This is a genomic window from Limnobacter litoralis, from assembly GCF_030160455.1.
GTDB lineage: Bacteria > Pseudomonadota > Gammaproteobacteria > Burkholderiales > Burkholderiaceae_B > Limnobacter > Limnobacter litoralis.
Genome location: NZ_BSOJ01000030.1, coordinates 132,247 through 144,515 on the forward strand (window position 1 = coordinate 132,247; position 12,269 = coordinate 144,515).

The 12,269-nt window shown below is 56.4% G+C and carries 13 protein-coding genes and 1 tRNA gene; 10 read left to right on the plus strand and 4 right to left on the minus strand.

Annotated elements, in window-relative coordinates; translation table 11 throughout:
- Positions 1-96: 96 nt before the first annotated feature.
- From QQJ87_RS12680 to QQJ87_RS12725, 10 genes are all read left to right on the plus strand, one after another.
- Complete coding sequence (locus QQJ87_RS12680; protein WP_284282157.1) at positions 97-1,866, plus strand: tetratricopeptide repeat protein; 1,770 nt, start codon at positions 97-99, stop codon at positions 1,864-1,866.
- 17 nt (positions 1,867-1,883) lie between these two features.
- A complete protein-coding gene (locus QQJ87_RS12685) occupies positions 1,884-2,462 on the plus strand; it encodes a LolA-like protein (RefSeq protein ID WP_284282158.1) in 579 nt (192 codons plus the stop codon).
- Positions 2,459-3,373 (plus strand): 4-(cytidine 5'-diphospho)-2-C-methyl-D-erythritol kinase, encoded by a 915-nt coding sequence (gene ispE, locus QQJ87_RS12690; RefSeq protein WP_284282159.1) that lies wholly within the window; start codon positions 2,459-2,461, stop codon positions 3,371-3,373. The genes QQJ87_RS12685 and ispE overlap by 4 nt, the downstream gene beginning before the upstream one ends.
- A 19-nt stretch (positions 3,374-3,392) precedes the next feature.
- Positions 3,393-3,469: transfer RNA gene (locus QQJ87_RS12695), tRNA-Gln, on the plus strand.
- A gap of 73 nt (positions 3,470-3,542) precedes the next feature.
- The gene (locus tag QQJ87_RS12700) at positions 3,543-4,493 is read left to right on the plus strand and encodes a ribose-phosphate pyrophosphokinase (protein ID WP_284282161.1); all 951 of its coding nucleotides are present in this window, start codon (positions 3,543-3,545) and stop codon (positions 4,491-4,493) included.
- A gap of 87 nt (positions 4,494-4,580) precedes the next feature.
- The gene (locus QQJ87_RS12705; protein ID WP_284282163.1) at positions 4,581-5,177 is read left to right on the plus strand and encodes a 50S ribosomal protein L25/general stress protein Ctc; all 597 of its coding nucleotides are present in this window, start codon (positions 4,581-4,583) and stop codon (positions 5,175-5,177) included.
- Between the two features lie 110 nt (positions 5,178-5,287).
- The gene (pth, locus tag QQJ87_RS12710) at positions 5,288-5,941 is read left to right on the plus strand and encodes an aminoacyl-tRNA hydrolase (protein WP_284282164.1); all 654 of its coding nucleotides are present in this window, start codon (positions 5,288-5,290) and stop codon (positions 5,939-5,941) included.
- Positions 5,931-7,055 carry a patatin-like phospholipase family protein gene (locus tag QQJ87_RS12715; protein ID WP_284282166.1) on the plus strand — a complete coding sequence of 375 codons (1,125 nt, stop codon included), beginning with the start codon at positions 5,931-5,933 and terminating at the stop codon, positions 7,053-7,055. Before pth ends, QQJ87_RS12715 begins: the two co-directional genes overlap by 11 nt.
- Before the next feature lie 62 nt (positions 7,056-7,117).
- Positions 7,118-8,212: a redox-regulated ATPase YchF gene (ychF, locus tag QQJ87_RS12720; RefSeq protein WP_284282169.1), complete on the plus strand. Its 1,095-nt coding sequence runs from the start codon at positions 7,118-7,120 to the stop codon at positions 8,210-8,212.
- A 33-nt stretch (positions 8,213-8,245) separates the two neighbouring features.
- A complete protein-coding gene (locus QQJ87_RS12725; protein WP_284282171.1) occupies positions 8,246-9,493 on the plus strand; it encodes a hypothetical protein in 1,248 nt (415 codons plus the stop codon).
- Here QQJ87_RS12725 and QQJ87_RS12730 read toward each other — a convergent pair.
- Genes QQJ87_RS12730 through QQJ87_RS12745 form a run of 4 tightly spaced genes read right to left on the minus strand, consistent with a single transcriptional unit; the run spans position 9,463 to position 12,266 of the window.
- Positions 9,463-9,747 carry a YfhL family 4Fe-4S dicluster ferredoxin gene (locus QQJ87_RS12730; RefSeq protein WP_284282173.1) on the minus strand — a complete coding sequence of 95 codons (285 nt, stop codon included), beginning with the start codon at positions 9,745-9,747 and terminating at the stop codon, positions 9,463-9,465. The genes QQJ87_RS12725 and QQJ87_RS12730 overlap by 31 nt on opposite strands.
- Before the next feature lie 7 nt (positions 9,748-9,754).
- A complete protein-coding gene (coaD, locus tag QQJ87_RS12735) occupies positions 9,755-10,261 on the minus strand; it encodes a pantetheine-phosphate adenylyltransferase (RefSeq protein ID WP_284282175.1) in 507 nt (168 codons plus the stop codon).
- A gap of 47 nt (positions 10,262-10,308) precedes the next feature.
- Positions 10,309-10,935 carry a 16S rRNA (guanine(966)-N(2))-methyltransferase RsmD gene (gene rsmD, locus QQJ87_RS12740; RefSeq protein ID WP_284282179.1) on the minus strand — a complete coding sequence of 209 codons (627 nt, stop codon included), beginning with the start codon at positions 10,933-10,935 and terminating at the stop codon, positions 10,309-10,311.
- Entirely contained in the window at positions 10,932-12,266 is a 1,335-nt protein-coding gene (locus tag QQJ87_RS12745; protein ID WP_284282181.1) for a M16 family metallopeptidase, read from the minus strand. Before QQJ87_RS12745 ends, rsmD begins: the two co-directional genes overlap by 4 nt.
- Between the last annotated feature and the right edge of the window lie 3 nt (positions 12,267-12,269).

Below are 12,269 nucleotides of genomic sequence, written 5' to 3' on the forward strand. Positions count from 1 at the left end.
GAATTGTGGACGGGGTGCGTCAAGCGCGCACGCGGTACTTTAATATGATAGAAATAACTTGAGCAGTCTGCCGCATTCTCTTTGGGTTTTACAACAATGAATTTTTCAAGCAATCGCAGTGCAGCACTTCTGGGCCTGGCCATCACCGTGGCGCTGTCTGGCTGTGCCAGCACACAGGGCAAAAAGCCCGAGTCAGCCCAGCCACCCCCCGGGCAATCCAGCGCCAAGAAACCCGTCACCCAGGGCGAATACAAAGCCCAAATTCAGTCCATGGTGGCCAAAGACCCCATGTTTGCACTGCTGGCGGCAGAACTGGCCGCCCAACGCGGTGACAATTATTCTGCTGTCATTGCCTACACCGAAGCGGCCAAAGCCCTGAAAAGAGCCGATCTCGCCAAGCGGGCAGTCGAACTGAGCCTGAATGACAACGACCCGGAATTGTCTCTGAGCGCGGCACAAACCTGGTACACCCTCGCGCCCACAGACCCGCAGGCCAAACGTTCCGTGCTTTTGCTTCAACTCAGCACCAACCGGGTGGACGAAGCCATGCCCGCGCTGAAAGACTATGTGGCTGACTTGCGCAAACTGGAAGAACAGCACCCCGGCATTTCCGGTGTCACACCAGACAAAGTGACGCTTGAACTGCTTTTGCGCATTCCAGACAAAGACAAGGCTTACAACACGGGCCTGAAGTTGCTGGGGGACGACCCCACCAACGACAACAACCAAAACCTGCTGTCACAACTGGCTTATTCAACGGACCACTATCCTCAAGCGGTCGCACACATCGAGCAGGCCATCAAGGTCAAACCCGCTGAAAACTACTATGTGCTGCTGGCTCAGTACCTTGAAAAGCGCGACGGCAATTCCAACGCGGCCATTGCCTTGCTAACCGCACAAACTGCGCAGCACCCCAAGTGGTTTGCCGCCCGTCTTTATCTGGCACGCACCTACACGCAGGCGGCCGACTGGCCGAATGCAAAAACCGTGTTTGACCAACTCATACAGATGCAACCCGACAACTACGCCCTGTATTCCAGCCAAGGCTTTGTGCTGTCCAAATTGCATGAACGTCGTGGGGCTGAAAAATACTTCCAGACCTATCTCAAGAAAATGCCGGCTGATCAAATCCAGAATGAGCCGCTGATATACCTCACCTTGTCCGGGCTGGCCCTGGACGACAAGGATTACAAAGGCGCGCTGCGCTGGATCGACAAAGCCCCAGACGCTGCTGAAAACATTGATCTTCAGCTGCGCAAGTCACTGATTCTTGAGCAATCGGGCAAGATGCCACAAGCCATGAAGGTGCTGGACGACTACCAGCCCCAAGACGACGACGAAGGGGTGCGGATCATTCTGGCCCGATCACAACTGGCCGAAAAACAGAAGCAACCCAAAACCTCGGAAACCATTCTGGACAAGGGCCTGAGCACCTACCCCGACCAGCCCGACCTTTTGTACGAACGTTCCATGGTGGCAGAGCGTCAGGACGATCTTGTTGCGGTTGAGAAATACCTGCGTCGCCTGATCGCCGTCAAGCCGGACAGTGCCAATGGTTACAACGCCCTGGGTTACACCTTTGCAGACCATGGCATCCGGCTGGACGAAGCGCTTGAACTGATCCAGAAAGCCAATTCGCTGTCGCCCAATGACCCTTTTATTCTGGACTCCTTGGGTTGGGTCTATTTCAAGTTGGGTCGCAACGCCGAGGCGGAGGAGACCCTGAAAAAGGCATTGAGTATTCGCTCCGATCAAGAAATTGGCACACACCTGGTTCAGGTTCTGCTGAAATCGGGTAAAAAGGCAGAAGCGCAACAATTGGCTGACAAACTGAAAACGCAGTTTCCGGCAAAACAATCACTCTGAACAGCTTACATCCACTCATGAATGCAAGGCACACGCCATTTTTTAGACTTTTTGCCCTGATCGCCTGCAGCGGTCTGTTGCTGGTGCTATCAGCCTGCAGCACGTTCAGCAAAAACGCGGCAGACAGCATTGATTGCACATCCAAGCTGGCCAGTTGCCACAAAGGCCGCTTCGGACTGGTCTGGAAAACAATCGACCACAACGGCAAAGAAGAAGGCGACTCCATTTCGGGCACTTACGAATGGCGTGCCTTGCCAGCGGCCAACACGCACAATCAGGAACTGGCGTTTCTGGAAGTCAATTCAACCCTTGGCCCCACTTTGGGCACGGCCAAACGCACCGGCGACTTTTACGAAGTTCGTGCGGCTGACGGGCGTGTTTACCTTGCACAAGACTGGCAATCCCTGTTTGACCTGATGTTTCCGGTCAAACTGCCAGCCGATGCACTCATTCAATGGATGAACAACCCCAACGCCATCAACCTGCCCCAGCTTCCACCCAATTGGACCTGGGAGGTCAACAATGGCCGCTACCGCGTGGTGTTTGTTGAAAAAGACACCACAGGCCGCATCGACCTGATTCCACAAAACCCGTGACCACGGCGACAACCCGGCTGCGGGCATCGGCCCCAGCCAAAATCAATCTGTTTTTGCACATCACAGGCCGGCGAGCCGACGGTTATCATCTGCTGGAAAGCCTGTTCTGCCCCATCGGCCTGTGTGACGAGGTTGAAATTGAACTGAGCCCCAGCCCTGACGGATTGCTGATTGAACGTGAAGGGCCGCTGGCCGCCCTGCCTGAACACATCGACCTGACAGCGCGTGCAGTGCGTGCATTTTTCGCCGCTTTGGGAGAGCCGTCCAACTGGCGGGTGATGCTGAAAGTCACCAAACGCATTCCCGAGCAGGCGGGCCTGGGTGGGGGCAGCAGCGACGCAGCCACTGTACTTAAGCTACTGCAAGCACACTTCGGCAATCCGCTGAACGATCAAATGCTGGCTGACCTGGCCTTGGCACTTGGGGCGGATGTGCCCTTTTTTCTGAATGGCATGCCTGCGTTCGTCGAAGGCATTGGCGAAGAAATCACCCCCCTGCAAGTGCCTGCCCTGTGGCTTTTGGTCTACAAACCCCCACAATCGTGCCCCACTGCCAAAATATTTTCAGATTCAGAATTGACACGAAACGCGACTAGCGTCAAAATGGCGGTCTTCGATTCGAGGCGTTCGGTTGAAGGTGAGTTGTGGAACTGGCTAAACAGCCACACCCGCAACGCCATGCAGGCAGTGGTTGAAAAGCTTCTACCTGAATGGAAACAGCAGTTTGCAGTGTTTTCACAAACCTGTAGAACCGTTGGCTCACCACTGGTCAGAATGTCCGGGTCTGGCTCCGCAATGTTTGCCGTGTTTGAATCCCAAGATTCAGCCACCTTAGCCAAACAGGCCGCAGCTGCCCAAACGGGTGTGCTCTCAGGTCAATTGTTTGTCTGCCAGATCATGTCGAGTGGGTAGTACACCTAGCCCAAGTTTTAGGGGAGTCGCCAAGTTGGTTAAGGCACCGGATTTTGATTCCGGCATGCGAGGGTTCGAGTCCTTCCTCCCCTGCCAAATACCAAAGGGCCAGCCACAGGTTGGCCCTTTTTTTTATTGATCTACGCAAATCAGCACTTCGAGGCAGACGATGGCACACGACAGCTTGATGGTCTTCACCGGCAATGCAATTCCAGCACTCGGTGAAGCCGTTGCCAAACACCTGAACATTCCATTGGGCAAGGCCACCGTTGGCCGATTCTCCGATGGCGAAGTCATGGTTGAGATCAATGAAAACGTGCGCGGCAAAGACGTGTTCGTTCTTCAGTCCACCTGCGCCCCCACCAATGACAACCTGATGGAAATGATGGTCATGATTGACGCCCTGAAGCGCGCTTCAGCCGGACGCATCACAGCCGCCATTCCTTACTTCGGTTATGCCCGCCAAGACCGTCGCGTGCGTTCTTCCCGCGTGGCCATTACCGCCAAAGTGGTTGCCAACATGCTGCAAGTGGTCGGCGTAGACCGCGTGCTGACCATGGATCTTCACGCCGATCAAATTCAGGGTTTCTTCGACATTCCTGTGGACAACATCTACGCGTCGCCTGTTTTGCTCAGCGACGTCTGGAAACAGAACTTTGAAAACCTGATGGTGGTATCACCCGACGTAGGCGGCGTGGTTCGCGCCCGTGCCCTGGCCAAGCGCCTTGATTGCGACCTGGCCATCATCGACAAGCGTCGCCCCCGCGCCAACGTGGCTGAAGTCATGAACATCATCGGCGATGTCAAAGACCGCACCTGCGTCATCATGGACGACATGGTCGACACCGCCAACACGCTGTGCAAAGCGGCTGCCGCACTGAAAGAAAACGGCGCCAAAAAAGTGGTGGCCTACTGTACCCACCCCGTGCTGTCCGGCGGCGCCATCCAGCGTGTTGAAGAATCCGCGCTTGATGAACTGGTCGTCACCGACACCATTCCGCTGAGCGAAGAAGGCCTGAACAGCAAAACCGTGCGCGTTCTCAGCGTGGCCGAACTGCTGGCCGAAACCATTCGCCGCATTGTGCGTTCAGACTCTGTCAGCTCGCTGTTTATCGACTGATCGAATTTTTCGGGTCGCGTGTGGCCACCCTTAAGTGTCACACAGCCGGGCAAGCTGGTCGCGGTAAGCCCAAACAAGGAGATTTTTATGAAAGTAGTAGCAACATCCCGCACAGAGCAGGGTTCCGGAGCGAGCCGCCGCCTGCGTCGTGCCGGTCAGGTACCTGGCATTGTGTATGGTTTCGACAAAGAAGCCCAGGCTATCAGCATCGAGCACAACCCGCTGTGGCACTCACTGAAAAAGGAACTGTTCCATTCTTCAGTGCTTACACTGGAAATTGACGGCAAAGCCGAAAAAGTGCTGTTGCGTGACGTACAGGCCCACCCTTACAAGCAACAAATCCTGCACATCGACTTCCAGCGCGTTGACGAAAACGTACCGATCCACATGGCAGTGCCTCTGCACTACTTCGGACACCAGGAATCACCCGCCGTGAAACTGCACGGTGGTCAGGTCACCTTCGTGGCCAACCAGATCGAATTGGTCTGCTTGCCCAAAGACCTGCCTGAATTCGTCAAAGTGGATTGTGGCATTCTCGACATCACCAAGCGTTCTATCCACGTGTCAGACGTTGCGCTGCCTGAAGGTGTTTCAATTCCTGAACACGGCCAGCAAGACGCCTCACTGGTTACCGTTAAAATCAAAAATGCAGCCGCCAAGGCTGCCGAAGCTGCCAACGACTAAGCAACTGCTCGTTCAGCAACTCAAAAAGCCGCTCACACCGAGCGGCTTTTTTTATGTCCTGCGCCCTTGTCGGGCTAAAATGCCGTTTTACCCAGCAGTCGCAACACCTTATGCCCGCCCAAAAACCGATCCGCCTGATTGTTGGCTTGTGCAACCCCGGCCCTGAATATGTAGACACCCGTCACAATGCGGGGGCTTGGTACACCGAGGCGCTGGCGCAGGATTTGGGCGCACAGTTCAAACACGAAAGCCGCTTTTTTGGCGATCTTGCACGGGTCAAGGTTCAAGGCGAAGACTTGTGGATACTGATGCCAACGACCTACATGAACCGGTCGGGGCAGGCCGTGCTGGCCGTGGCCAGCTTCTTCAAAATCTTGCCCGATGAAATTCTGGTGGCCCACGACGAACTGGATGTCCTTCCCGGCCAACTGAAAATCAAGAAAGGCGGTGGCAACGCTGGCCACAATGGTCTGAAAGACATTTCGGCCAAACTCGGAACGCCTGATTTTTGGCGGGCTCGTATCGGAATAGGGCATCCGCGCTCGCTGGGATTGAATCAGGGCGTGGCCGATTTTGTGCTGCACCGGCCCAGCGCAGACCATCAAAACCAGATCGCAGACTGCATCGAAATTCTGTTGAAAAACACACCACTGATGCTTCAGGGCAATATCGCCATGGCGACCACCCGCGTACACACTGAAGTCGACAAGGCCTGGAAAGCGCGGCAGACCCCAGCCAAAGGTGAGGCGGGCAATGCCGCTTAAGCACCTCAGGATTATTGCCGGCCCCAAGGCCAAGGCGCACATTCGAGCCAACGGATTGAAAGCAGCCGACATTGCTGCCATACCAGGCGCAGCAGGCGGGCCCAAAGGCCTGATCCTGCAAGGACTTGATCACTTTCTATTCAACCATTGGTTGACAAATGACACCCTGGCTGAAAGGGTGAAAAATGGCCTTCCAGCCCTGCAGTTGATTGGCGCTTCCATTGGCGCGTGGCGCATGGCTGCAGCAGCCAGTTCAAACCCATCCAATGCCTTGAACGAACTGGCAAACCAGTACTGTGAAGCGCAGCGCTATCCCAAAGGGGTCGATCGGGATTCGATCACTGAAACCTGCATGCGCATGGTTGAGAACCTGACTGCGCCGCACTTGAGCAGCATGGGCAAACCGACGCACAAGAACCTGGTGGTGTGGGTCAACAAGGGTTTGCAACCGCTCCACAAACCGCACCCACACCCCACAAGGCCCCCTTTGGCCAGAAAGCGGGGCTTTGCCGCCGCAGTGGTGGCAAACAGCATCGGCCGCAACACACTTGCCCACTATTTTGAGCGCCATGTATTGGCCACACAGCCCGACGAACTCGGTTGGCTGACCAAGCCCTTTGACCGCATTCCACTGCAAATGCATGCGCTCAATGAAGGCAACCTGCAAGCAAGCCTGCTGGCCTCTGGAAGCATTCCATTTGTGCTTAACCCGGTGCAGACCATTCCCGCTGCGCAGCCTGACCAACCCGCACTGGAAGGTCCTTTCTGGGACGGAGGCTTGACGGACTATCACCTTGCCCTTCCCTATCATCGCGTCAATGGCCTGGTGCTGTACCCGCATTTCTCAAACACCGTAACCCCTGGCTGGCTCGACAAATTCCTGAAAACGCGCAAAGCCAACCCGGACTGGATGAGCAATGTTGTTCTGCTGTGCCCCAGTGCCGAATTCGTGAACAGTTTGCCCGGTCGAAAAATTCCAGACCGCAGCGACTTCAAGCGGTATGGTGAGAATCACGACCTGCGCATTCAACACTGGCGAGAAGCCATCCAGCGGAGCAATGCCTTGGCTGAAGAATTTGAGAATTGGCTAAAGCATCCACACTTTGACGTCTAGCGACAAGCGCAGAAGGGTTACAATTCAGCCTATTTCGTTGAATTCACAAGCACTTTCTTCCTATGACACTCAAATGCGGCATCGTTGGCCTTCCCAACGTCGGTAAATCCACCCTGTTCAACGCGCTCACCAAGGCGGGTATTGCGGCTGAAAACTATCCCTTCTGCACCATCGAACCCAACGTGGGCATCGTGGAAGTACCCGACGACCGTTTGGACAAGCTGGCTGAAATCGTAAAGCCCGAGCGCATCATGCCCGCCACCGTTGAGTTTGTGGACATAGCGGGTCTGGTGGCCGGGGCCTCCAAGGGCGAGGGCTTGGGCAACCAGTTTTTGTCACACATTCGGGAAACCGACGCCATCGTGAACGTGGTGCGCTGTTTTGAAGACGACAATGTGGTGCACGTCAACGGCAAGGTCGATCCCATCGCCGACATTGAAACCATCGAAACCGAGCTGTGCCTGGCTGACCTGGGCACGGTTGAAAAAGCAGTGCATCGCTATGCCAAACAAGCGCGTGCAGGCAATGACAAAGAAGCGGCAAAGCTGCTGGGCATTCTGCAGCAATGCGAGGCCCACCTGAACGAAGCCAAACCCGTGCGTGCGCTCGGCCTGAGCGAAGAAGACCTGTTTGCGATCAAAAGCTTTGGCCTGATCACTGCCAAGCCCGCCATGTATGTGGCCAACGTGGCTGAAGACGGGTTTGAGAACAACCCGCTGGTTGAGCGCCTAACCGAGTACGCCAACAAGCAAAATGCCCCTGTTGTGGCAGTTTGCGCCGCTATTGAGGCGGAAATTGCCGACCTTGATGACGCCGACAAGATGGAATTTCTGGAAAGCATTGGCATGACAGAACCCGGCTTGAATCGCGTGATCCGAGCCGGCTTCAAGCTGCTGGGCCTGCAGACCTACTTCACCGCGGGCGTGAAAGAAGTGCGGGCGTGGACCATTCACATCGGCGACACCGCCCCCAAAGCGGCTGGTGTCATCCACACCGACTTTGAACGCGGCTTTATTCGCGCACAAACCATCGCCTATGAAGACTATGTGAAATTCAAAGGCGAAAACGGCGCCAAAGAGGCCGGAAAAATGCGCGCTGAAGGCAAGGAATACGTGGTTCAGGACGGCGACGTCATGAACTTCCTGTTCAACGTGTAGCCACACAGCCAAAATTGCGGCAAACTCGGATGCATGACTTCAAAAACAAGCCGAGTTTGCCTCACGATTCTGGTACTTGTGGTGCTGGGGGCCATTGCCAGCCACGGTGTGGTGGTACCACGGTTCATCTGGCAACCCCGCCTGGACGCCATCCAGGCTGAACACCCTGACCTGCACCTCAACGCAGAACACGTGGTTCTCGCGCTGAATTTGCACCCCAAACTGATGGTGACAGGTCTGTCTGTCAAAGCCGATCAGTTCGATGAATCCACCCGTGTCGATTTGCTCAGCGCCAGCATCAACGGCTGGAAAAGCCTGACCCAGTGGCAATGGGTGCCCGAAGAAATCACATTGAAGCGCCTCACCCTGCAAACAGGCCGACAGGCGGATTGCACACTCAACCCGCGCGACTGCGTACCACGCACCCCCTTTGCCGCGCTTGGTCTGCTGAGCCGCTGGATAAACACCCATGGCAGCGACGTGGCTGCAGTGGTGCCCGCCATACGGGTGCAACAAGCCAGTCTGGAACTGAACAAACCGGATGAGGCAAGCAGCATGCAAGCCTTCATCGATCAATTTTCGCTGAACCTGCAACCCGGCAACCCAAGTCACCCCGCCGAATTGAATGCCGCCCTGCGCTTGCTGGGCAACAAGGCCAGCGGGCGGGCTTTGTATATCACCTTGAAGGCCTATCCACGGATCGGCGGCCAGACAGGTGGCACTGGGCTTGAACTCGACCAAGTGGCGATTCAAGCCAACGGTCAGTGGGCGGGCTTTCCCTGGAGCGGCAACCTGACCAGCCAACTGTTGGCCCTGGAGGGGTATCCGATTGTGAAAGTGCGGCTGCAAGACTTCAAATCCTACCTTCGACGTGACGACGCGCCTGATTCACATCAGGCAGCCCTGGCCATTGCCAAGGCGGAGGGTGGACTGCCCAATCAGGCTTGGGATGTGCATCAGGCGGAGTGGACCTACACCGCCGACCAGGCCAGCGCCTGGGCCTTCAACCTGAAGTACGAACCTGAGCAAAAACTGGTGCTAATCACCCCGGCAGCGCCTCAAACCGTGGATTCTCAACCTGCAGAGGCGCAGGTGCGCAGCCTGAATTGCAAAGCGGGTGACACGCAATATCGACATGACAAACCCGTATGGGCCTGGAACGGCAGTTGGTTTGAAGTGGTAAACCACGTGGAAGATGCCGCAGGCAGCCCCTTGGTGCTGTGCCCGGTCAAGGCTGGTTTGCCTGCCGTTCAAGCCGTGGGGGCATCGCCGGGTTTGTAGGGGGTTTTGTCGGGGTGCAACCTGAAAAACTTGGCCAGAAGCTGGTCGTTGTTTTCAGGATGGGCTGGGTCTTTGGGAATGCACTCCACCGGGCAGACCACCACGCACTGAGGTTCATCAAAATGCCCAACGCACTCGGTGCATTTGCCCGGGTCGATCTCGTAAATCTCTTCGCCCATGGCGATCGCGCCGTTGGGGCATTCCGGCTCACAGACATCACAGTTGATGCATTCGTCGGTGATGATCAGTGCCATGGCGTATTCAGGCTGCGTTGCTGTCTTTCGACAGGGGCGTACCCAAGCGGTCGTGCAACCACTGCTCAACCGACGGAAACACAAATTTGCTGACATCGCCGCCCAAGGAGGCAATTTCACGCACGATTGTGCCGGAGATGAACTGGTATTGGTCAGATGGGGTCAAGAACATGGTTTCAACGTCGGGCAGCAAATAGCGGTTCATGCCTGCCATTTGAAACTCGTATTCAAAGTCGCTGACGGCACGAAGGCCGCGGATGATGACGCTGGCCTCGTTGGCGCGTACAAAGTCTTTCAGCAAGCCCTTGAAACCTTTGACTTCAACGTTAGGGTAATGGGAAAGCACTTCGCTGGCGATCTTGACGCGCTCATCCATCTTGAAAAACGGCTTTTTGTTGGGGCTGTCAGCCACGCCTACAACCAGTTTGTCGAAAATTTTTGCGCCGCGGCGAACCAGGTCCTCGTGGCCACGAGTCAGCGGGTCGAATGTGCCAGGGTACACGGCGATTTTCATGGTGGTTCTCCGGTTCTTGATGCCTGTTTTCAATAACCCGAGTTGTATCACACTGTGGCCGAACCGAACAAATGCGCGTGCACCTTACCGGCTTTTAATTGCCGCAACAGGGCAATATTGTGTAGTGCAGCCTTATTGCCCAAATCTGACTCAAAACCAGTCAGGCTTTCGCCCCACTCGATGTAAATCAGGGTTGAAGGGCCGGCCAAGCTGCCCAAGGCCGGCAAACAGCGGTGCAACAGGTCAGTGCCAAATGGCGGATCAAGGGCAATCAGGTCGAAAGGCGCAGCAGGCTTTAATGCGCCCAGGGTGGCGCAGGCCTCGCCCTGCCGCACAGTCAACACAGGCTTGGGGCCCCAGTCGCCCTGCCAGCGGCCAAGCAGGGTGCTGCGGTTGCTGTTTAAAAAATCGATTGCCTTGCGGTTTTGCTCGACAAACAGCACCTCAGCGGCCCCACGCGAAGCCGCTTCAAACCCAAGCGCACCCGTGCCGGCAAAGGCATCCAGCACACGCCAGCCGGTGCAGTCTTGCCCCAGCCAGTTGAACAGGGTCTCACGCACCCGGTCGGGCGTGGGCCGCAGGCCCTCTACAGGGGCCACAGGCAGCACATTGCGCCGCCAGGCCCCGCCGACAATCCGGAGTTGTCCACTCGGGCCACCAGAAGCTTTGCTCAAGGCTGCCCGCCCACCACCACGGTCACCAGCTTGTCTTTCTTCACGTGGCGAGCAAAAGCCTCGCGGGCGCTTTGCACTGTCACCTTCTGGATGTTGCTGGTCCAGGTGTCCAAAAAGTTCAAAGGCATGTTGTAGATGCCCATCATGGACAAATTCGCCACCAGGTCGGAATTGCTGTCGATGCGCAGCGGGAATCCGCCAATCAGGTTTTTCTTGGCGGCGTCCAGCTCGGCCTGCGTGGGTCCGTTCTGAATGAAATTGTCCAGCGTGCTGTTCAAAAGGCCCAGCGCTTCATGGGTTTTGTCGCGACGGGTCTGCATGCCCACCTGGTAAGGGCCCGCGTCGCCCAGCGGCATGAAGTAGCTGTACACGCTGTAGGCCAGGCCGCGCTTTTCGCGAATTTCGTTCATCAGCCGAGACACAAAACCACCGCCACCGATCACATGGTTGGCCACCAGCAGGTCGAAGTAATCGGGCGTACCCCGGCGCATGGCAGGCAACCCAACCAAAATGTGGCTTTGTTCGGCCGGGTGGTCAATGTGGATCAGCTTGCCCTGTTCTTGCGCCTGCAGGGCCTCGTAGTCTTCGCCGCCCAGCGGGTTGCTGGTCAAGGTGCCTTGCGGCAAATTGGCCGTCAGCTGGTTGGCCAGTTTCTCGGCCTGTTCGCGGGTCAGGTTGCCCACCATCGACACCACCGCGTATTTCACGAGGTAGCGGTTTTGGTAAAAGTCCTGCACGTCCTTCAAGGTGATGGCATTCAGGCTGGCTTCGGTCACTGGCGTGCCGTATGGGTGCTTGGGGTACATCGCCTGCATGAAGGCGCGAGACGCCAGTGGCCCAGGCTTGGTCAATTCTTCCTTCAAGTCCGACACGGAACGCGACAACTCGCGCTTAAGGATGTCGTCTTTGAATTCAGGTTGCTGCATGACCTTTTCAAACAACGCAATCGACTTGTCAAACTGCGGCTGTGCGGTCAGTGTGCGAAGCTGAAAGCCTGCGTAATCCACGCCGGCGTCGCTGCCGAAATTGGCACCGGTGTCGGCAAAACCGTCGGCAATCTGGTCTTCGCTCATGCCCTTGGCACCACGGCCCAGCATGTCACTCACGACTGAGGCCAAACCCTCCTTGCCAGCGGGGTCGTTGCGGCTACCGGCCGGAAAATCAACGCGCACGTCGAGCATGGGCAAGGCCTCGGTGCGCATGAACATCACCTTGGCACCACTGTCGGTTTTCCAGGTTTGAATGGGCAGGGTGGCGTTGGCAGCCCCGGCAAAGGCCATCAGGGCAAGCCCGAACAGCGCGGTCACCACTGTATTTCTTTGTTTCAACATTGT

Excerpts from the sequence above, each read along its gene's own strand:
- QQJ87_RS12680 (WP_284282157.1), top strand. The coding sequence starts at position 97 with ATGAATTTTTCAAGCAATCGCAGTGCAGCACTTCTGGGCCTGGCCATC.
- QQJ87_RS12685 (WP_284282158.1), top strand. The coding sequence starts at position 1,884 with ATGAATGCAAGGCACACGCCATTTTTTAGACTTTTTGCCCTGATCGCC.
- QQJ87_RS12700 (WP_284282161.1), top strand. The coding sequence starts at position 3,543 with ATGGCACACGACAGCTTGATGGTCTTCACCGGCAATGCAATTCCAGCA.
- QQJ87_RS12705 (WP_284282163.1), top strand. The coding sequence starts at position 4,581 with ATGAAAGTAGTAGCAACATCCCGCACAGAGCAGGGTTCCGGAGCGAGC.
- pth (WP_284282164.1), top strand. The coding sequence starts at position 5,288 with ATGCCCGCCCAAAAACCGATCCGCCTGATTGTTGGCTTGTGCAACCCC.
- QQJ87_RS12715 (WP_284282166.1), top strand. The coding sequence starts at position 5,931 with ATGCCGCTTAAGCACCTCAGGATTATTGCCGGCCCCAAGGCCAAGGCG.
- ychF (WP_284282169.1), top strand. The coding sequence starts at position 7,118 with ATGACACTCAAATGCGGCATCGTTGGCCTTCCCAACGTCGGTAAATCC.
- QQJ87_RS12725 (WP_284282171.1), top strand. The coding sequence starts at position 8,246 with ATGACTTCAAAAACAAGCCGAGTTTGCCTCACGATTCTGGTACTTGTG.
- QQJ87_RS12730 (WP_284282173.1), bottom strand. The coding sequence starts at position 9,747 with ATGGCACTGATCATCACCGACGAATGCATCAACTGTGATGTCTGTGAG.
- coaD (WP_284282175.1), bottom strand. The coding sequence starts at position 10,261 with ATGAAAATCGCCGTGTACCCTGGCACATTCGACCCGCTGACTCGTGGC.
- QQJ87_RS12745 (WP_284282181.1), bottom strand. The coding sequence starts at position 12,266 with ATGTTGAAACAAAGAAATACAGTGGTGACCGCGCTGTTCGGGCTTGCC.